At 61.3% G+C, this 21,786-nt stretch carries 9 protein-coding genes; all 9 read right to left on the reverse strand.

The features are described from left to right. Positions 1-34: 34 nt before the first annotated feature. Positions 35-3,814, reverse strand: coding sequence for an eCIS core domain-containing protein (locus tag IE093_RS01945; RefSeq protein WP_189465590.1), 3,780 nt, complete (start codon positions 3,812-3,814; stop codon positions 35-37). Between the two features lie 64 nt (positions 3,815-3,878). Next, positions 3,879-8,996 carry an eCIS core domain-containing protein gene (locus tag IE093_RS01950; protein WP_189465592.1) on the reverse strand — a complete coding sequence of 1,706 codons (5,118 nt, stop codon included), beginning with the start codon at positions 8,994-8,996 and terminating at the stop codon, positions 3,879-3,881. A 3-nt stretch (positions 8,997-8,999) separates the two neighbouring features. After that, on the reverse strand, positions 9,000-9,908 hold the full coding sequence (locus IE093_RS01955) for a hypothetical protein (RefSeq protein ID WP_189465594.1): 909 nt from the start codon (positions 9,906-9,908) through the stop codon (positions 9,000-9,002). A 2-nt stretch (positions 9,909-9,910) separates the two neighbouring features. Next, the gene (locus IE093_RS01960) at positions 9,911-13,429 is read right to left on the reverse strand and encodes a DUF6519 domain-containing protein (protein ID WP_189465596.1); all 3,519 of its coding nucleotides are present in this window, start codon (positions 13,427-13,429) and stop codon (positions 9,911-9,913) included. A gap of 52 nt (positions 13,430-13,481) precedes the next feature. Continuing rightward, on the reverse strand, positions 13,482-15,815 hold the full coding sequence (locus IE093_RS01965) for a hypothetical protein (RefSeq protein ID WP_189465599.1): 2,334 nt from the start codon (positions 15,813-15,815) through the stop codon (positions 13,482-13,484). Further along, positions 15,812-18,487, reverse strand: coding sequence for a baseplate J/gp47 family protein (locus tag IE093_RS01970; RefSeq protein WP_189465602.1), 2,676 nt, complete (start codon positions 18,485-18,487; stop codon positions 15,812-15,814). The genes IE093_RS01965 and IE093_RS01970 overlap by 4 nt, the downstream gene beginning before the upstream one ends. Then, entirely contained in the window at positions 18,484-20,973 is a 2,490-nt protein-coding gene (locus IE093_RS01975) for a baseplate J/gp47 family protein (protein ID WP_189465605.1), read from the reverse strand. The genes IE093_RS01970 and IE093_RS01975 overlap by 4 nt, the downstream gene beginning before the upstream one ends. Before the next feature lie 33 nt (positions 20,974-21,006). Beyond that, on the reverse strand, positions 21,007-21,375 hold the full coding sequence (locus IE093_RS01980; RefSeq protein ID WP_189465607.1) for a GPW/gp25 family protein: 369 nt from the start codon (positions 21,373-21,375) through the stop codon (positions 21,007-21,009). Further along, a complete protein-coding gene (locus tag IE093_RS01985) occupies positions 21,372-21,785 on the reverse strand; it encodes a hypothetical protein (protein ID WP_189465610.1) in 414 nt (137 codons plus the stop codon). The genes IE093_RS01980 and IE093_RS01985 overlap by 4 nt, the downstream gene beginning before the upstream one ends. Position 21,786: the final 1 nt, after the last annotated feature.

Below are 21,786 nucleotides of genomic sequence, written 5' to 3' on the forward strand. Positions count from 1 at the left end.
CCGGGTGGCGGTTTTTCGTTGGTGATTCAGGGGGCTACTTGGTGCTCTTGATCCTTACCCACATTTTCTTGCCGCCCTTGATGTTCTCCCTGGCTTCCTTCTTCAGTTGCTTCATGCTCTTGGACTTGTTGTCCGGCGTCTTGACAGTCGCCTTTTCCAACTCGCCACCCGCCCGCTGGTTCAAACCGCTTTCCAACGTCCACATGTTCTCGACCTTGTTCGGGCCACCGACCTGAATTTCCCAGACATGGTCACCGTCCTTGCCTTCCTCGGCAGCGTAGAAACCAAACAGCCGGAACTTGTTGGTGAAGATGGCCCCGGATTCGTTATCGCGGGACTTCGGTACGAAGGGAAATAGCTTGGTGCCTGCCTTGATCTGCCATTTATCGGCGACACCGACCGTGGTTCGGCTGGGGCTGGGCAGTTTTTCCCGGGTCGTGGCATCAAACTTCTCGATCTTGGGATTTTTCTTCCATTCTTTCACTTTGTCCTTGGTACCGGTATTGGAAACCCGGCTTTCGATGTCATCCGCCAGCGCCTGCCGCTCTATCTTGGAACGACCCTTATGGTCCTTGAGCTCGGCTTGGGTCACACGCGCCTCGCCTGCGACATAGGGGCCTACGTAAAGCGGTTCGTAATGCTTCGAGTCGGTGATCGCGGGCTTCTTCCAATCGAGCTCTATCGGATTGTTCTTGCTACCCCAATAGTTGCCAGGACGATCGATACGCGCTATCTCGGCTGGCTTGCCTTCACGCAAACTGGTCATGACCCGCCAGGCAATGATGTCGCCTTTCACTTTTTCCGCTTCGACGAACACCTTGCCCTTCTCCTTGGCCTTGCCAGCGGGATACTTGAATTGAACCGGATAGCCATGGCGTTTCTTCAGTTCGTCCAGCTTGGCTTCGATGGCACCCTTGGTATCGCTCTTGTCCTCCGGCCAGTTCTTGAAGGCATCCCGAATGGCTGCGTTCAGTGCCTTGTGCCGCTCCCGTTCGGGACGCAGATAATTCACCAGGATGTCACTGTTGCGGCGGCGCTTCTTGGCCCCTCCGCCCTTGACCTTGATTTTGGTGCTGCCCTTGTCTTCGACTTGCAAGCGGTTCAGTGCCGGATCCTTGGGATAGGCATCGATGTCCACCCGAGCCTCGAACAGTCGATATTCAGGTTTCCTGGCGATGGTAGTGGCTTTCTTCTTGACCTCCACCTGGGTCATGCCGCCCTGTTCCTTCGCTTCCTTGCCGATAGCCTGAATCTCCGATTCCAGTCGCCGCCACTTGGCCCGGGAATCACCCATGGACGTGCCAGCTGATGCATCGTCCTTGTCTTTCTTCTTGCCCTGACGTTTGTCTTGCTTGTCAGCCTCGGCCGACTTCCTCTTGGCTTCCGCCCGCTTCTGCTTGTTCGTCTTGACCTGTTTGAGCCGTTTCCGTGGCTTGGTCTTGGATCCCTTGAATGCACCTCCCTTGCGGCGCCGACCACCAATGCCAAGCAGGCGCTCCGACAAGTCCTTGTCGGCCATGATCTCAGCGAGCTTATCGTTGATGGTGCCGGTCAGGAAACCGACAAAGGGCGCTAGCAGGAAGCCAGCCCTGAAGCCTTTCAATGACAGTGTCACCGTCTGATCGGCATTACCGCCTTCGACGGCCCGTTTATAGGCCAGCATTTCTTCCACGGCGGTGATGCCGTCCGGCACATCGAAGACAAGCTGTTTGAGTTCCTCGTCGGAGAGGTCTTCGGGCAAGAAGAACTGGTCCATGATAGGCTCCAGCTTCTCGATCATGCCTACTCGCTCTTCCGATCCCAACATCAGCTCCAACAGTTCGTCTTCCAGATTCTCCATCTGGCGGATCTGCTCGACCGAAGCCTCACCCTTGTCCAACAGCTTGCGCAACTTGCGGACCTGCTCACGCTTTTCCTGGAAAGTCTTCAGCAAACGATCGGCTTTCGCCAAGGACTCGCGCACCGTCTGGAAGGTGGCGACGATCCCCCGGATCTTGTCCACCACTTCCATCAGGTTCTGAATTTTCCGTATTAGCTTGCGCAACTTGTTCAATCGGATGGCCAGATGACCCGCAGCCGCGGCCCCGGCTGCCAGCGAAGCACCGCCACTGACCGGAGCAGTCAAGGCGGAAAACAGTGCCGTGGCAGCGATCTCGGCGGACAACCAGGCGATCTCTTCCAGAATGAAATCGCGAATCCTGCCAATGTTGGAGGTCAACCCGATAGTGACTGGTTGCAGCTCAGGCAAGCGTTCACTGGCTCCAGCCAGCATTCCTTGGATCATGATCAGGGTATTCAGCTCGGAAAGCTTGTTTAGATCGATCTCCTCGAATTCCTTCTTGAGCTTGGGATCGGTGATCTTGCTCTGGATCAGAGCCAGATTACTGTTGATCTTCTTGGCCTTGTCGAGGCTTGCGGCGGTGGCTTTGGCATCCGTTTCAATGTTCAACAGCACTTCTTCCGGCAACTCGCTCGATTCCGAAGTCGGGTCCGCCTTCAGCATCTGGTTGATCGATAGCGCTTCCCGGCTGGCTTCATCCAGGTTTTGGTAAAATTCCAGGAGGTCGGCCAGACCCTTGTTGGTGCAGGCAGGGTCGTCCTCGCATTGTTGTGCCAATTCATCCATGACGCTCAGGAATTGTTCTTCCTCAGCGCTTGACAGTTCGCCCAATGCGTCGGCTACACGTTGTTTCTCTTCATCGGTGAGCGGGGTCTTATCGATGTCTTCACCGGAGCCACCCACTTTCTTGATGAACTCCTTCAGTTCCTTCTCGCTGGCCTTCTTCTTGCCCCCGGCACCACCCTTCTTTTCACCACCCTGTCCTTTCCTTTCAGCCTCTCCACCTTTGCCGGCTTCGCCTTCACCCTTTTTGTCGCCCTTCCCTTTACCCTCACCTTTACTCTCTCCCGAACCGGCAGAGCCCTTGAGGTAAAAGATCAGGTCATAATCACTGGGCGGGAAATCTTCGAGTTCCGGTTGGCCGGCAACTCCCTCGAAAGACCAGTTGTAACGGAACTTGCCAAGCGTTTCGTCGGGGTCGACGTGAATATCCTTGTCCCGGCTGGCTTTCTTCTTGTGTGTCGCCTTGATGCGAGTGCCTGACTGATAGGGTGGATTGGAAGGATCAATGGGGGTGGGATTTTCGAGCTCGTCGGTTATCAAGGGATAGGTATAACGCTTGCCGTTCTCCAGCGTGATTTTCACTTCATTGGCATTAGTGAAGATTTCGACCCGTTTTATCTTGGCGGGCGCCAACTGGGCAACGGCCTGCGCTGGCTGCTGGCCAGGTATCATCTGATGGTGAGGCGGCGAAAACGTTCTGCTTACGCCGCTTTTGATTCTGCTCCCCATTTCATCCGCTTCACGCTCCAGGCATGGCTCGAGGTTAGTGGCGACGCCACTACGCTGGCCTGTGGGCCGGACGCGCCCTTGCTTTTGTTGCACCAAGTGCCAAGCCTCGTGCGGCAGTTGATGCTCCTGTCCCGCTCCCAGATAGATGTTGTTGGCTTGGGCATACGCATTGGCGCCCAAGCGCTGGGGCTCGCTGCTATTGTAGTGAACCCGGGCGGAAGAGAGATCCACGCCGGAAAGCTGCTCCAGCGCACCGCGCAGCGAGTGAGGCAAACCGTTGTGCCCGCTCGCCGGACTAAGCGAGGAAGATGTCGCTTCGTTCCATAGTGAAGGTCTGAGCAGCAATGGCTGATCGGCACGCCCTGCATTCTGTTCTGCAGAGCCTGTACTGCCTCGTTTGGAGGTCGAATCCTGCTGGCCATCCTGCCGGGGCTTGCCTTGACCTTGTCTCGCCAGCGACATGTTGCGCCTCCCCGTATTTCAGCCCGACTGGATTTATGACGACAACGGCATCACCTTCGTCGATTCATGGTCCCACCGGTGATTGCCGCATCGGTGCGCGATAGTCCGTTGCGGTTACCCTTCCGACATTGATCAGTCGCTCCATGACGGCACGATAAAAGGCCGACTTGAAGTTATGGATCGGGTCACCAACGGCAAAGGTGGCATCAGTGATATGGATCTCATTCTGACTGAGCAACACCTCCACCACATCCGGTCGTTTCGCCCCCACCTCGCCCAGGAAAAAGCCGTACATGTCGCCAGCCCGTGTTGAATACTTGAACTCATGCCAGCGTCGTCGTACCTGTGCGTCCGAATGGTTTTGCAGAGCATCGAAAAGCGGCTTGATGACCGGGTCGTTCTGTCGCACTAACTCCAGCACGAAGTCGCGTACATTCCAGCTCAGTATCGGCTCGTGCAGGCTGTGACCGGTATTACCGGCGGTAATCGCCTCCTGTAGTCGACTGGCGATCTGGTGAAAATCCTGACGCGTATTGGTCATGACGAAATCCACCTCGCTGCCTCGACCAAGCCAACTCGCACGAACTTCAGCGATCACCACCGATTCCAGCCAACCGGGTTGATTCTTGAACTGCTGTTGCAGTTCGGCGTCACTTAGATCCGACAATGGAATTCTGCGGTTGCCGTCACGCACCGAACGGTAACGCTGGCGAATGAACGCAATGCCTTGTGAGGTCAGGTTGCCCTCGGCATCCTGAAGTTGCCGGACACGTTGGCCCTGGCCAGCACCTGCGGAAGTTCTCTCACTGGTTGGTCGCATCGGTCCGGAGCCCAGGTCCGGATCCCGATCTCGCAGATACCGCTGGATGTCTTCTATCATCGCGCGGTATTCGGGTGATCCTGGAGCCACATGCGTCGTGCGTGAGCCCCAGTAGACCTGATAGTCCCCATCGTGAGTGAAGCGGACGGTACGTTCGGTGCCGTCCGGATAGTGGATGCGAACGTAGAAAGGTTCGGAATGGCCGCCCTCGATGCCGTACTCGGTACGCCCACGGCCCACGCCGGGTATATCGAATTCGACAAATTCCCGTACATGGCCACCTTCGGCGAAGAAGCGCATCATCAGGCCCTGAAAATCGGCCGGGGCAGGCAGGCGGTAGGTGAGAACATTGCCGGGGTTGGGGTGATAATGCACCAAGGCATTCCAGCCAGCTTCCGGCGCAGTAACGCTGCCTTCGTCACCGATGCGAACCAGAAACTCACCGGTTTCGGGATCATGATAAATTGCTACCTCTCGACCAGCGGATGCCTCCAAGGCCTCGTTGTAGGCGGTATAGGCTTCATCGGCATCGAAAATTCGACGACGATAGGTACCCGCCTGGGGCGGATTCTGCACCTCCGCTGATGGTCGAGGTGGCGGCAGGCTTCGGTCCACCCCCTCGCCCAGCCGATCCAGAAGGCGTTGTGGCGACTGGGTATCCGCGCTTCCGGCTCGCGGTGTAGCCGTAGTGCCGGTGCCTGGCGGGTCCGTGGGCCGGCCGGTGCCGGTCATGGTGCGTTCACCGGTGGGCGGTGTGTCGACTTCTACACCAGCTCGTCCACCAGCCGTGCCTTCTCCCCCTTCCCGAGGTGGATGGAAACCCGGCGTATCGTCTCCCGGACTGCCGCTGGATCGGCGCCCTTGATAGCGAGCGTGCGCAAGAGAGCCTCCCGCCATGATACCGATCTGCAGCATGGCGTTACCGAGGATTTCCAGAAGACGGGCGGCACGTTCGCTTTCAGGCAAGTTCTGCAAGGCAGCGATCTGTTGCACTACGCCCGCCCCCATCAGCAGGATACCGGCACCGTCGGCACCGATTCCCATGATCATCAACGCTCGTCCGAGACGGACCATGCGCAAAGGCGTTGCCACCTGAGCCAGCCCGACCATCCCACCGACGATGTTGACCACGTCCATCGCCGTTTGCAGATCGAAGCGCAGGGTATCGGCCTGGTAACGTTCATAGAGCCGGTACACGGAAGGCGCCGCACCTATCAACCCCACAGGCAACAGAATGTACAGACTGGTACCGCCGGTAAAGGGTGCAGCAGCAATGGCACCAATGGACACCACCATGCTCGCGCCTTCCAGTGCTTCCATCAGCACGCGGCCACTGCCGGCCTCGACACGCAGGTGATGAATGCTGCCACCCACCCGGTAGGCGACACGCCCCCTCCCATAGTCGCTGCTGGTTTCCAGCAAGTCCGTCAATGCCAGTTCGACCGCCATGCGCAAGGCTTCATCACTGGCAGGCTGGGAGTGAGTGGCGCGGCCCGTACCGATCCCGCTCTGAGGTGTAGTCAGATCGGATATGAAGACTTCCCGAGCACCATCTACGGGACCACGGTCGTATGTCTCGAGAGCCAGGGTAACGCTGTGGCCGAGATCGCTGACGAAGGTAGCCATGAGTTCCATGGGCACACCTTCCTCGTCGACCACTCGGGCCTCCCGGGTCCCCACCATTTCCACGGCAGTTTCATGCTGGTCACGCAACCGCCGCAAGGTACGCTGATCCTCCCAATCGGTACCCGGACCACCGATAGCGCGAAGACGCTCGCGCAAGCGGGAAATCTCTTCGCTGTCCCGGCTAGCCTCTGGAGCACTCTCGAGCGCCCGGATTCGGGCTCGCAGACGTATCCGTTCCTCAATGGTACGGATCTGTTGCGCGAGGTCGTTGACGTTCTGGACCAGCCGCTGCCGGGGCGTGGCCAGGAGCGTCCGCAAATATTCCATTTCCTCGCGCAGCTCGGCCGCATTGGCAGGAGGAAATGGCGCACTCAAGAGACCCTGAATTTCGGCGATTCGCAGGCGTGCCTGGAACTGGGTACGGGCAGTTCCCTCGACCTGTTCAATGGCCATTTGAGTCGGGTCCTGCGCCACCACTGGTTGGTAGGCGACGCTAGGCATGCGCACCACTTCCTCATCGCCCTCGAGTATGGGGATGGCGCGGCAACGGATCACGTACATCCCCGGTTCGGGAAAGACGATGGGGCGTACATTCCGAGGTTGGGTCACCCATTCGAAGCCAAAGCGCAATACCGTACCTGTGATGCGTAGAATGTTGTTGATACCGACCAGATCGTGGGCGGCCGTCCCAAAAGGGACGCCCGTCATCTCGCGAATGCGCTCGATATCGGTTTCGTTATAGCGGTGGGTACGGCGCATGCGGACATCCCACACCTCACCAAGACTGGGCCGCTCACCGGCCATTTGCTCGACATCCGGCACCTGTGGTGCGGTCTCGCTCTCCTCTTCCGGAGGATCGGGGATACGGATGCGTTCCCAGAGAAATCCATAAAGAGCGAAGGCATCCGTCCAATGGCCGAACTCCAGGTTCATGGAGAAGCTGTGATCGGTTTCCAGTGCCGCGGAGAACAAGGGCGGCAACAATTCCGGAGAAACGCTCAATGTCGCATTCCAAGCCGGGGCATTGGCACGCGCCGGGTGGTCCATGATTTCGCCGGTCCGCCGGCCTGCCTGGCCGACATGACCTAGGAAGCGGCCAAAGCGACCGAGTATCTCAATGCGAGCGTCATGACCATCCGAGCTGCGTCCGGCTTCCAGCAACTGAGGTTGAGTCCTGGCATAACGCAAAAACATCAGTGCCTTGGCCTGACGAGGATGATCATTCTGCATCGTATCCGCTGCAGGCGCTTGTTGCAGGTCCTGGGCATCCTCCACGCTGATTCCCCAAAGAATCACGTAGGAGACTACGGCATGTACCCGGGTATTACGCTCGAGGGCATCACCGGCCTCGACATCCGTACTGCCGATGGCAACGTCCTGACGGATCGCTTCCAATAACTCGACCGGAGGATAGAGCGCAGCCATCAGGTTGCCCAGCGCTTCCTGTCGACTCGACTCACCACCCGGAGCGTCCGATTGGGCCGCACGGTGATAGATGCGCAGTAGTTCCCCTTGCTGAGACAGTTCTTCACGGAATATCCACTCGGTATACCAAGCCGGCATGAGAGGCTGCACTTCCGGCCAAAGATTCGCCGAGGTAAGCCCCAGTGCCAATCGCTTGCGTTCCTCTTCGCTCAGTTGCACTTCAAAGCCGAAATCTTCCCCTTCCAGCAGAGCGACCAACTTGTTGGAAGCGCGAATGTCGATATGCAGAGGACCTTGTATAGGATCCCCCGACTCCGCTGTCGAATTGGCGGAAAAACGTCCGAAACCAGATACATTCTGACGCTCCAAAGCGTCGTATACTCGCTGTTCGATGCCGCGCCGGTATTGCGTTCCCAGCAATCTCTTCAGCACGATCGCCATGGCTTCGAATCGAGTGGGCCCACCGCTGTAAACGCTGTTCTCCTCCGGGTGAAAATCCATGCCGAATAGGCCGACGGCGATCGCGGAGGAAGGCACTTCGCGATCGGGAAAAACGTCTTCGCCATCGCGAGCAACCCATTGCGCGCCAAGCTGCTGCTGAACATGAGCCAATTCATGGCTCAGCAAATGCAGACCAGCACGAGTGTTCGGCGCATACTGGTTCTGTCCAAAGAAAACGTGGGGACCGACAGTAAAGGCACGCGCCCTGAGTTGCATGCTAAGGGTGGCTGCCTCGGCGTCTTGATGTACCCGGACACAGCCGAGATCCAACCCCATGGCTGCTTCCACTACCTCCCGGATGGAAGCATCCAGAACTCTACCCCGTTGCTGTGTAGCGCCGTGAATGCGTTTTCCCAATGACGTTTCCAGTGGCTGTCCTTTGGGCTCTGGTCTTACGACAGCAGGTTTGAGCTGCACCGGGCGGGTAGCATCCTCGCCACGATCGTCTTCATCTTCGGGGTCGGCATCGGCTGCGCGCTGAACGAGTGTCATCTCTTCATCGCCATCCCTGTCTTCCTCTTGCTCCTGCTCCGACTCAGGCAGGCGTTGTACCGGTGGTGGCGTCGTCATGACGGGTGCTGACAGCGTCGTCTGAGCCTGCCGATCGTGCACTTGACTGACGACACGATCGGCAACACGGTTGGCCTCCCGTTCGAGAGGATCGCGACTCGATCCCACCCAGAGTTTCGGTTGCACCATCAAGGGCTGAGAAGGAGGCGCCAACGGCTGCTTGGTGGTGCTGCGCTCCACCCCGTCTTGCTTTGGCGCCAATTGACGCAACTCGACCCGAACTCCAGAGGCGCGTTCCACGAGCTACCTCTTCGAGCGTTCCGGCCCATAGCAATAAGCGCAAAAGTCATAACCCAATGCCTGCGCCTGCTTTTCGCTCGTGAAATACACCCGGTGATCCGGGCGCATTCTGCCGATCTGGCAACCCGGCTGTTCGTTGTGCAGATCGTGCAGTTCGCGGGTGCTGCTGTTGCCCAGGTAGCGGGTTCGCAGTTGGCATGCGTCGGTGTTTTCCACCGTGAGCTCGATATCCCGGTAGCTAACGTTTCCAGGCGTCGGATAGAGCGTGCGGGCGTCGACGCTCTTGCTGCCCTGGAAGCTGGCACCGAGGTAGACCGGGTTGTTGATGGCCGCGGCGGCATTGCGAAGGCGGCTTTGATTGGTGTTGATGCGCAGCCCACTCTGTCCGCCTTCATCGATCAGGCCCGGCCCTGTTCCACCGCCGGTCTCGCTCGGTGTGTCGCGGTATTCTGGCGACCAATTCAGTTTGAAATAGCCATGGCGGTCGGTCTTGCTCTGGACCAATGCGTCCCGATGGCCGTCGCGATCCGGGTAAAGGGCCACATTGGCGTTGTCGAGCGGTATGCCCTCCTGATTGCGCACATGGCCGTGCACGATCCATTGGTTCTCCTCCCGCTCGACGATGGGTACCCCGGCACGGTCGCGCTCCGCGCGGGTATTGACCAGCATCACGTGCTCACGGCGCATGCGAGCATCGGCCTCTTGGAACCGTGGGTGATCGGCGCCATGGCGCTGCTCCATGCGAGCTCGCTCTCGGCGTGACTGCACGAGCTTGGCTCGTTTGATATTGCTCAGGGTCGCCAGCCCCTGGCCGCGCTCGGCATCGAAGCGCTCGGGTGAGTTCTTGAGTACGCCCTCGACCTGCTCAAGGGCGATGTTGCGGCCTTTGTTCTTGTACGTTCGCTGTTGCATGGCTATTGATCCCTCCACAACATGTTCAGACCGTTATCGATGCCGACACTGGTATTGACCTGTGCGCTATTGGTGGCGCTCAGATCCTGATTCGGCACCAGAATCCGGCGCCAGTTGCTCAGGGCCTCGCACCAGAATGTCAGGAAGCTGAAGGCATTGAACAGCACCTGGTTGTCGTGTTCGCGGATACTGGGAGTGAGGAACGGCAAGGCGGCGAGCGGCGACTCCAGATTGAGGAAACAATGCGTGGCCTGGTTGTCGCTAGTGTTGTTGAAGACCAGCCCCAGGGCGACGGAAGAGAACAGCGCGATCATCAACGTTTCCTTGAAGCGGTTGTCCTGGACGCGCACCGTCATGCCCACCGTCAGCAGATTGGTGAACAAGATGTCGACACGGAAATCGCAGTCGAACTGATTATTCTGCACGGCGACGTCATCCAGGCTGACGATGGCGGCCTGGGAGATGGCGAAGTCGACATCGACTTCCGACAGGTCGAGGAACAGCTGGTTGTCGGCGAACAGCACATTGCCGTTGGCGAGGTAGCGACCGATGCCCTGGTCATCCAGGCCACGCGTTGGCGCGGGAATGAAACCGTCACCGCCACTCGGCAAGTCTCCGGCGTCCACCGGGTCGGCTGTGGCGCCTCGGAACAGCATGGTCTGCAAGTAGAACTCGTTCGACAGGCCATAGTTGACGATCAGCACCGTGGTGGCCCAGAAACTCGGATCGCCCGACCTCGGAACCAGCGCCTGGGAGGTAAGTTGATTGCCCTGGACACTCATCGGCCCCAGGCCGCCCAGCGCCAGCGCCTGTCCCAGTGGCTGGGAGACGATGTTGTCATGAATCCTCGCCGCCGGTACGCCGTTCTGGCGCGGGCGGAACTCGCGGCCGACATCGAGGGCATCGATGCCCGGCAAGGCATAAGGCACGACGATGCCGCCGCGCCGCCCCGAGAACGCTTCCTCGGCATCCTCCTCGGTTTGCTGGCCGTTATTGCGGACACGATTGCGGCCGATATCCAACCCTTCGACATGCAGCACGAAGATTCCGCATACCGGCTGCAGATGATCCGGCCCATTGTCCTCGATGACATTGTCATGGATACGCAGCGCCTCGACATCGGCCAAGCCGATGGCGCCATAGCCCATGTAGCCCTGCGCCTCCTGTGGTAGCGCCTGCAAATCCCGCCAGAGATTGTCGCGCAGTTCGTTGCCAAGAATGTCCAGCCCATGGACGCTGATGAACTCGTCGGCTTCGTCCAGATTGAAGAAGGCCACCACGCCGATGCCGCACAACCCCATGCCATGGATACGGTTGCGCTCGATGCGAATATCGTAGAGAGCCCCGGCGGACTGGTAGGTGACGCCGGTATCTGGATCGCCGCCGGGTGGCAGGTAGACACTGCCGGGCGCGCAGGGATCGCAGGGATCCTGAACATTGACGATCCAACCGATCAGGCCCGGCCCGACGTTGCCATCCTCGTCGACCGTCTCGACGCTGCCCAAGGTGATGCCGTGACCGATACCGCCGAAGATGTCGTTGTCGATCACCTGAATGCGTTCGCAGGTACCGGCGATATGAATGCCACCGCGCCCGGCCTCGACCTGGATCGATGCAGGGGTTGGAGGTGGGGCCGCGACCGGTGCCGCTGTCAGTGAATCGCTTGCAATCCGTCTCGGGATTACCTGAATGCGGTTGTGCTCCACCAGCACGTCGTCGCCGAGCAGGAACAATGGCGCCCAACCGCTGGCGACATCGTCGGCCAGCAGCAGGCAATCGCGCACTACCACCTCATTGGCACCGGCGATCTTGATCGCACTGTCGGCCCCGGCATGCACTTCCAGTCCGAGCAGGCGAATCCCGCGACACTCCACCCCCTGCTCATCGCTTTCGATGGTAATGCCAATACCGCGCGGTGCAGCCTCGACACCCAGCGAATCGATGCGCACATTGCGCCGCCCCTCCGCCAAGAACACCGGCTCAGGGGTGCCAACGTCGTCTGTCGCCGGCCGCCCGACCACCCGACTGCGCGGGCCACAGCCGTGGATGCGGACGTTATCCTTGTCGATGACGACGCTTTCCTCATAGGTACCGGGCAACACGCAGATCTCGCCACCACTCGGCGGCAGGTGATCGACGGCATCCTGGATGGTCGCGAAATCACCGAAGCTATGCAGCCCATCCCCGACCTTATAAGTGCAGCAGGTCTGGATCCTGGTCAGAGGCTGGAATACCCGGCGACAGTCATGAATGTCCGGTGGCCCATCAAGCGTCACCACCGGGCCGGCATTCCAGTTCAGGATGGCGAGCGGTGCCCTGTGATAGGTGACACCGTGAGGCGGCGCGTCTGCCGGCCAGACAGCGGGATCGAAATCGGTACCAGCGGTGCGCAGCGGAAAGGTCCAGTAATCGCCGGGGCGATAGTTGGCGTTGTCGGCCGTGGGTGGATCGAAGGTCAGACGCAGGCCCAGTTCGAAATCCACCGGCGCGCCGGTGGCGAAGGTCTGGATCAGGCGGGTGCCATCCCACAGCCGGAAGAAGGCCTCGTCGCTGGCCGCGCCCGGCCAGGCGCCAACGATGTTGGTCAGAGAGAGAACACCATCGCCAACGCTGGAGGCATCGGCCTCCATCACCACCTCCCAGTAAGTGCCGGAGTCGTGGGGTGCCAGAACTTCGAGGAAGAAATCGTCCAGGCCGCAATGATCGATCATCTGGTCATTGGCCAGCACGCTGATCTGGTCCAGAGCATTATCGAAGGTGCCGCGTCCGACCAGACCGCCGTTGAAGCGGGAGTACTTGAAGCGCGCCTCGCCATCTGTCGTCGGGCTGGCGACCTCGATACGGAACAGGTAGTGCTCGAAACCGCTGTAGCCACCACCAGCCTGAACCGGGCAGTCGCCACCGATGGCCAGGGTGGGTGCGGGCGTGACCGTCAAGTGCCCTTGCTGATCCGGGTCATCGAGTAGCCGCTCCAGGTTGCCGCAATCCTCGCCGTCCCGGAGGCGCAACAGCCGTAAACGGTAGTGCAATATGGAGCGTTCGGTGGTATCCGGGCCGCCGAGTGCCGGTTCGAGCAGGCACTGCGGATCCTGGAAAGCACTGAATGCCTCTTCCCAAGCTTCCAGGATCACCGCATCGCGCTCACCGGCGGCGATGCTGGCGGCATCCGGCTGCGGATCGTCGATGGGAGGTCCGAACCAAGTGGTCGGCAGCACCAACGGCATCTCGCCCGGAATGTAGAGGTGCAGGCCGTCGATCCAGCCGCGCCCCGGTTCCACAGTGACTTCGACACCGCTGCCATCGGACTCGGCACTTACCACCCGCCAGCTATCCGGCTCGGCCGCCGGTATGCCAACCAGGTCCGGACCAATGACGTCCTGACCAAGCAGCTCGCGTAGATGGCGGGCGATCTCGGTTTCGGCGTTCCAGTCCTGATCCAGAAGCACCCTGCCCTGCTGATGCCAAACGCCGGTGAAGTTGTCGACCGGTTGAAAGTTCAGTTGCGAGAAGTCCCCTTTCATGACGGGTCTCCCTGACTGTTTGCGGTGACTGTTGCGCTAAACACCGGCACCGTCATGTGACCGGCACCAGAATCGTTCGAATGCCCACGGGCACGAATTCACGGTAGCGAATGTTCAGGTTCTTCCACTTATGGGTATTCAGCAGGTAGCCGAAGCAGCCCATGGCATCGTTGTTCGGTCCTTGTTCCAGCAGCCGCCTGTCGCTGCGCAGCCGCAACTGGCCGTAGCCTGGCAGACCGAACCAGGTGGCGGTGAAGCTGATACTCGCCGAGGTAGCGAAGAGGCAGCCGTGATGCGGCGGCAGCCGGTCGCCGTCGCCGCTGAAGAAACTGAACTTGACGCAACCACGCTGGTTGTCATGGGCCTCCAGGCGGTGCAGCCAGATGCTGCCCTGGCCATCGACGCTGTGCACCCGCATGCGGCCAAAACAGGTCATGCCGGCGACCTGTAGCGTCGGCCCCCACTCGAGGAGCGGATCGCCACTGGCGGCACACACCGCGAACTCAGGCGCCGGGTCACCCTCGGCGCTGCCAGCATCGATCAGGCTGTCGATCAGCTCCAATTGGTATTCATCGTCGGCCTCGACACGGCCGACGATGGAGCGATGGATGACGATCCATGGCTGCTGGTCGAAGGCGTCGGTCTCGTTGGGATCATCGACGAAGCCGAAGTCGTTCGCCACATGCAAGGCTGGACGCAGCGCCTGACGCACCCCCGGCGACAATGGGTCCAGTTGCCAGGCACCGCCCGGGTCCAAGGTGGTGCCATCCAGCTCCAGGCGGTTCAACGCCGCCTGCTGGATCAGCGCCTCATTCGGGTCGGCGAAACCAGCCGCCTCCCGGTCCCAGGTGAGATAGAGCCCTTCCAGCCGAACCATGAGGTTGGCGATGACCTCGGCGGCACCGGCGCCGAGGACATCGAGCGGCCGGAATCGCAACGGATTAACCAGGCGGATGACGGGTCGCTGACCACTGGCAGCGCGCATCCACAGCGACGTGGTCAGCGTCAGCGTGGGAGCGCCGCCTTCCGTGCCATGGCCTACCACATCGTCGATGTCCAGCGTGTAGGTGCGACTGTCCTGGATCTCCACCACCACCGGCTGGGTCTGCGTGCCCAGATCAGCCAGGGCATCACGAAGCGCCGTCGCCCCGCCACCACTGACGTTGCGCAGTACCACGGCCTGGTTCTGCCATTCGCTCGGGGTGGCATTACGAACGATGGGATGGGCGCCGCTGGGCCCCGAGAAACCGTAGGTATAGGAAATCCTCAGACCTTCGGCGAGAGGTGTCGCTTCGCCGGCCAAGTCGCTCAGCCCGAACAGCACTCGGCCACGCTCCGGGTCGATGGCGATCTCGCGCTCGCGCAGTGCTGGGCGCAGTCCCTCTTCCCAGGCACACAGGTTGGCGCCGCGGAAGGTCCAGCCAGCCGTATCGGGCAACGGCTCGGGAACGTGCAGGATCAGGCCCACGGCCCCGGCACTCGGCTGGCCGGGTGTGCCGGTATATGGCGCGACGGCGACATATGCCTGAGGATTACCGGTTGGCGTGTCGCTGCTCAGTCGTGCCCAGGGCATGGGGCCTGGCACCGCATCGGTATGGCTCAGGTCGGGCGGGTCATCGTCGGCCCGGTAGCGGTGCGTATTGAACAGCGTCATTGGGTCGCCCTGGGGATGGACGATGGCGCGCACCACGGCGGCCGCGTCACCGGCCTGGGCCGGCACGACAGCGGCGGCTTCGATCGAACCGGGATCGGCCACCGGCACCTGGAAATCCTTCAGCCGCCACAGGTAGACGCCGAGGTTCGGCAGGTTGTAACGCGGTACCCCGATCTGGCCGGGTTTGACATCGGCAACATGGGCGAAGGGATCGAACGGGCCATTCAGGAAGCTGAGCTGGGCCGGGTCGCGCAATGTCGCCATACCGCCACGCACCTGGGAGACGATATCCGTGCGAAGCCGTAATGGCGGCTGGCCGCCAGCGTCCGGACGCTGGTGATTGAGGTGCTGGTTCCAGGCCATGCGCTCGCGGGATTCCACCGCATGCGCTGCCCAGCCGGTCAGCGTATAGCTCAGTGATTCGATCGCGCCCAGGGTACCCTTGCGCCGGCGATGGAAAACAGTGCGGGCGACGTCGGCGCGCAGCGTCCATGGATCTCCGGCCAGATGCGAGACGCCGAGTAGGTCGCCCAGGTAGGGAATCAGCCAGTCATCGCAGGTCTCGATGAAGAAGTCATGATAAAGGGCTTCGATATTGTCGCGAACGCCGGCCATCACCTCGTCGAGAATGCCCATATAGGCCTCGAGTTGGTGGGCTGGGCGCTGCTCGCCGTCCTTGATGCGGTAGATCTCGGGCAGTTGCTGGTATAGAGGCCGGCGTGGTGTGCTCATGGGTCACAGGCCTCCGCCAACGTATCCGCACTGAGGTTGATCACCAGGTGTTCCTGATACAGCGACAACAGCTCGGCGCTGCTGCAATCGATGCGTGCTTCCCGTACCGGACTCGCCGGCAACGTCAGTTCGGAAGGGTCGGTTTCAGGTGGGCTGCCCAGCGGCAATGGCAGGAAGGCATCCACCCGTACCCAGTTGACCCCCTCGATGTTCTGAACCGCTGCGAGTATCTGGGAAACGTGCGCGCCCTGGCCGAAGCGACGCTCGGCCAAGGCGAACAGGCCGGTGATGCCCGGTGAGTCCCCTTCTGCTCCCCAGGCGCCCAAGGTGCCCAAAATGGCGGCGCGAATGTCTTCGCTGCGGTAATCGGGATCGAAGCCGGCACTCAGATCCACCAGCACGAACTTGCGCACCCCATTGATCACCTGGATGGGATGGCGCGAGGCACCCCGGCAACGATTGGCAGCCTGTAGGCTCTGCCGCACCTTGTTCACCTCGGCCGGGTCGCCGCTCTCGGAGAGCACCGTCAGGCGAATGCGCGGCGTTCCGGTCGGCGCCACCCAGTCCGCCCGCGCCTTGAGCACACCGGGCAATGCCAGGGTTTCAGCCTCGTAGTCGGCCAGGCCAACCAAGCGACCCAAACTCTGCATCCGCGCCGGTGCCGCTTCGCGAGCGCTTTGCATGGTTTCCGGATCGCCGCCGCCGACAGCCGGGCCAAGCATGACCGCTTCTTTCAGTGGCTTGAGCTTGCCGGTGGGCTTGGGTTTGCCGGCGGCCTCGCCGCGCCCGCCCACTCCCTTGCGGAACACTACCTCGATGTTGTGGCGGCCGGATGGGAAGACGGCACCATTGATGCCATCGCCACACTGAATGTAGCTGTTGCCCTCCTCGTCCTCGCGCACCACATAGACGCGGTCGCTGGGGCCGGCATTGAAGAAGGTATCGACCCTGCGCCAACGCACGCCATCGACATGGACCTCCAATGCTGGCACCTGGGGCGGCGTGGCTTCGGAAAGCAAGCGATAGGTCAGAGGATGCTTCGGCAGCGAGAGTGTCTGGAACTTGCGTCGCCCATCGCCGGAACCCAGCACCGTGGGTTTCTGGGTTTCGCCCTGATCGGCGTGGACGAGGTTGCCGTGAACCGTGACCCTTGGTGCCTCTTCCTTGAACCAGTCGCGTTCGAATATCGGCTGTTGGTCGAACATCAGCGGCCACAGCCAGGGCTGCGCCGGGTCGCGGCCGGAGGCGTCGAGGGTGGTTTCCTCAAGCACTTTCACCGTCTGCATGCGACCGTCGTCTCCGGCCAGCATCAACTCCCGTCCAACCAGCCTTGCGGCATCTCCCAACAGGCCGTAGTAGTGAATTTCGTAGCCGCTTTCGGTCACCGGAAAGGGGCCGCTGTGCCAGTCGCTGGGAGCACGGAATTGCAGGGTCGGGCTGACCGCTTCGTGGATCTGCAAGCGCCGGATATCGGCCTTCTCGTTGAGAATGGCGAGGTTGGCGATCATCCTGGCGTCCATGCTGACCACCGCACAGGCCCCACTGACGCCACCCCACACCAGCGTATCGCTGCGCAGCGCTTCGATGCTGCGCACCACAGTAAAAGGAACACTGCCACCACTGCCGTCGAATTCCGCCAGGCCGTGGCAGATCAACTTGCTGCCGACGGCGACATCATCGACGTCCTGGTCGAGCGGAAGCTCCAGCATCGGCAAGGTGCTGTAGAACTCGCCGTCGCCGAAATCCGTGCCATATATCCGGCGCTCGAAGTCGGTGGCCTCCATCGTCATGAAGCCGGTCGCTTCGTTGAGCCGACCGATACGTGCCGGAGCGTTGTGGCCGAAATGGCGGAAACTGCGATCGATGACATAGGCCTCGACGATGGCGTCGCGCGGTATCGTCAAGGCACCTTCGAAATGGACGATGATGCGGTTCAGCACCCGCTCCACTCGCTTGACGATGACGATCTCCGGTCGGGCCTGGGGGTGGCTCGCATCATAGCTACCGCCACCCGAGGCGAAAGGCGTCAGATCGGGCAGCAGCAGGATGCGGTCGCCAGGTCTGAAGGCGATGGATGCCAGGCTGGCCACATCCTGATCGCCATCCACGGCGTGCATTTCCAGCGCAGTCAGGCCGGTCGTCACCGGTTGCAGCCCCTTGCGTGGGCGATAGAGGTGGAATTCGTTCTGCGCCGGATAAGCAGTGGCGGTTCGAGTGGTCTCGAACACCACCGCTTCGTCACGCCCCTCCAACTCGACCTTGAAGCCGAACCCCTTGGGTATGGTGGCCGCATCCTCGCCCTGCACGGTCAAGGCGAAGGTCGCTTCCCCTGCCACGCCAGGCGCCATGCGGTAGCCGCTGAGCTGGACCAGGCGGTTGACGCTTTCGCGCCAGCGAGCGGTGCGGATCAACGTTTCGTTGGCATAGAGCGTCTGATAGAAACTCAGGATATCGGCGACGATGGCCGTCCCTTCGATCAGAGAGATGCCGGGATCGTCGCTGCCGCGATGGGTCCAGTCGGCAAGTGTCCTGGATTTATCCAGTCGGTCCAGCATGTGCTCGCGGAAACTGCCATAGTCGCCGATCCGGTACTGGATCGCGGGCAGCCCACGTCGGTTGTCGATCCGCAACGGGAAGACCGGAGGGGTCTTGCAATCGTGTACGCAGCTCATCGGCGACCTCCCTGGATGTCGAATACCATCCGGCCTCGCTCCAGATGGTCCGGATCGTTGGCCACCTGAATCACCTCGCTGGGCTCCACCTCCAGCACATCCACCTCGCTCAATGGCAGATCGTCCGGTTCGAGGGTGATGGTGTCGGTGGTCGGCCCGAAACCCTGGTTCCAGCGGTGAATGCTCAGGCTCAGCACCCGCTCCACGCCGGTCACGGCCAGCGCTCGCCCGATGATCTGGCTGGCATGCAACGGCTGGCCGAAGGTCCAGTCGTCGGGATGGAAGAAGCCGTGGCGACCGTCCGGCGTCAGGTCATCGGAGAACTCCTGCTCGAGGATGGCGGCGAGATCCTCCGGCCAGTAGTCGGGGTGAGCACAGAGACGCATCTTGATATCCAGCGGCACATAGCGGGCCAAGCGAACTTCCAGGTCCTCGCCGATCAGCCGAACGGCATCCAGATGCCGGTGGATACGCCGGCGGACGTCGTCCTGCAGTTCGGTAGTTCCGAGCGGGTCTACCGCCACCCGAACGGTGCGCCAGCTACCGGTCCAGGCGTAGCTGGCGTAGGCGTGGGAGACCTCGGCCAGTTCCTCGGCACGGGCCACGTAATCGGCCAGCGTCACCGCACGCTTCTGCTTGGCACGGTAAGCGACCGGCACCCGGCGCAGCAGCACATCGCGGGGCTCGGGGTCGCGACCGTTGGTGGCGTCGAAGGGGTTGCGCACGGAAATCAGCCAAGGCGGACCGTCGAAACCGGTCAGCTTGTCGATGCCGATATTGCCGACACTGCCGCGTCCCACCTGATAATGAACGGTGACGACCGCCTCATCGTTCAAGGCCCTCCCGTTGGTGCCAGAACCGAATCTCAGTTGGCTGCGACTCAGTTCGTCGGTCTCGACGAGATAATGTTCATCGTCGTTCTGGCTTTCGATCAGGTCGATCCGTTCCTGCCAGGGCGACGCAAACCCAGCGACCTCCACCCGGCAAGAAGATACCGGCGGCACGTCACCACCCGGCAGCGTATCGCGATAGGCCAATGGTCGATTGGGCAAGGCGCACAGCGTGCCCCAGCGGCTCGCCTCCCAGTGCGCTTCGTCGCTGTGTATCAGCACCGAGCTGTCCGTTCCTCCCAGGATCGCTCCCGGTGGCCGAAAAACGGTCACATGCGGCCGGCCGTGGCGAGCGTGTACCACGTTGGCATGCATCACCGAGACATCGGCCACCGGCGTGCCCTCGCAACGCGTGATCAGGCCATAGCGACGCCGCAGCCGGTCATCCGGCTGCCAGAACACGCGCACGCAATGCTGGCCGGTGAAAGGGTCCAGCCGGGTCTCGGCGGCGGCGTTGCCAGGCAACAGCGTCAATTTCTGCCGCTTGCCGCTGTCGCGGCCGTTGACGGTACCGGTTTCCGGGTTCAGGCGCTCCTCGATGATCAGGAAGCGCACGTCGTCGCGACGCAACACATCGCGAAACTGGTTGGCCTCACCGGCGTTACCCGGGTTCAGGGCGACCGGCAGCGCCAAGTCGGCGTGGGTGGCACCGGCATCGAGTGCGGACAGGGCATCGTTCCAAGTGTAGAATCCGATCTGGTTGAGCCAGGGATGGCACCACTGCGCATGGGCGGTGACGAAGATCTGTGCCCCGGGATCTTTCCAGTCGTCACCGGTCCAGACGCCAAATCCATCCTGCAACGTCTGTTCGCTCTCTACCTCCAGAACCAGATCGGTGCTGGCCTGGTTGCCCTGGTGAATGTGGTAATCCATCAACCGGGCATGACGGGCCAGGGAAACGCGCTTGCGGGCCAATCCCCAGTAACGTTCCTGCATGACGCGGTCCTGGAAGTCACTGAGAAAGTCGCCGTCGGCGGCAAGCAGGTCGAGGATGACCTGATCGAGGTCGACTTCGCTGGTCGGCTCCCAGCCCGGCACCCGCTCACGCATGGCATTGATCAGCACATGCTTGAAGGAGTCGAAGTCCTTGGCCAGATAGTCGATGACCGGCTTGGGCGCTTTCTCGCGGCCTTTTTCCCAGGTGGGAGCGCAATTGAGGTTGAAGCAGCCGGGGCGGAACTTGAACGGGATTTCGGCGAACAAGGGGTCAATCAGGTCGTCACCGGCACCGCTGCGGAAATCGACGCGCAAGGTATAGGTGGAATAATCGCCGACCGGTTCGACTCTCAATGTCAAGGCATTGCCACTGGCGGAAAGAAGCTGGGTGACTTGCACTTCGCCTGCCCCGTCGCCAGCCGGCAATCGCGAACCGCCGCGGATGGTGAAGATGGCGGTGGGCGCGATGCCGTCGATGTTGATGGCGTCGTCGATGGCAGCGAGGTGCAGGCCGTTGTGGAATTCCAGGCGCAGCTCAGCAAAGGTCGGCGGCGTGGCGTCCTCCAGTTCGACGAACACCAGATCGATGCCGTTCAGGCCTTCTCCTTCCAGATCGCGGGCCCGGTCGGCCAGCACTTCGTCGTCGAAGCGATAGCTCATGATGTCATCCCCAGCCTCATGCATTCGTCTCCATCAACGGTTGTGTTCGAAGCGCAACCGCTGCTCCTCGCCGGTTTCCACAAGGCGGTATTGCAAGCCCACCAGCAAAGTGGCGTCGTCGTTCTCCACCTCCAGCGCCATCACCTCGATACGGTGGCCCAGATACTCATTCAGGGCGCGGTTGATGGTGGCCTTGGCCACCGCCGCCGTGGCATCGCTGTTGCCCTCGAACACCAGCCGGCGCAGCCCGGCGCCGATCAGCGGCTGCAGCGGGCGCTCACCGGGGTTGGTCAGCAGCAGTTGAATGACCTCGCCCTTGATGTGTTCTTCCAGACTCTGCGGGGTACGGGTGCGCCCATCGGCGCCGATCCGGAAGGGAAACGACAGATGTCGGCCACTCATGAGTACAAGGTCCCCGTCGTGTTCAGATTGTCGATATTGGCGCTGCCGCGACTGCGCACACGGTTGTCGGCGCTGTCGATCTGGGTGACATCCGCCGCACCGGCGGCGATGCTGCCACCCCCGCCGCCCGAAACGCCGATGGAAGCCGGGTTCTCGCTGCGAATCAGCGGTGCGTCGGGCTCACCGGTCACTTGAGTGACCTCGCTGCTCAATTCGAAGGCATCGAGGTTGTCCTTCAAGTAACGCACCACGCCCTGAGCGATGGCTGACAGCAGCATACGGCGATCCTCCTGGCCCATGTCCGGCAACGCCTCGCCCTTGAGAATCTGGTACTCCTCGGCCAGGGCGTTCTCCATGGCCTCGGCCATGCTGTCTTCGAAGTCGTTCACCGTTCCCGCTTTGATCGGCATA

The organism is Litchfieldella qijiaojingensis, assembly GCF_014651875.1.
In the GTDB taxonomy this organism is placed as follows: Bacteria; Pseudomonadota; Gammaproteobacteria; order Pseudomonadales; family Halomonadaceae; genus Litchfieldella; species Litchfieldella qijiaojingensis.

Coding starts and splice junctions, on each gene's coding strand:
- IE093_RS01945 (WP_189465590.1), bottom strand. CDS start 3,814: ATGTCGCTGGCGAGACAAGGTCAAGGCAAGCCCCGGCAGGATGGCCAG.
- IE093_RS01955 (WP_189465594.1), bottom strand. CDS start 9,908: ATGCAACAGCGAACGTACAAGAACAAAGGCCGCAACATCGCCCTTGAG.
- IE093_RS01960 (WP_189465596.1), bottom strand. CDS start 13,429: ATGAAAGGGGACTTCTCGCAACTGAACTTTCAACCGGTCGACAACTTC.
- IE093_RS01965 (WP_189465599.1), bottom strand. CDS start 15,815: ATGAGCACACCACGCCGGCCTCTATACCAGCAACTGCCCGAGATCTAC.
- IE093_RS01970 (WP_189465602.1), bottom strand. CDS start 18,487: ATGAGCTGCGTACACGATTGCAAGACCCCTCCGGTCTTCCCGTTGCGG.
- IE093_RS01975 (WP_189465605.1), bottom strand. CDS start 20,973: ATGAGCTATCGCTTCGACGACGAAGTGCTGGCCGACCGGGCCCGCGAT.
- IE093_RS01980 (WP_189465607.1), bottom strand. CDS start 21,375: ATGAGTGGCCGACATCTGTCGTTTCCCTTCCGGATCGGCGCCGATGGG.
- IE093_RS01985 (WP_189465610.1), bottom strand. CDS start 21,785: ATGCCGATCAAAGCGGGAACGGTGAACGACTTCGAAGACAGCATGGCC.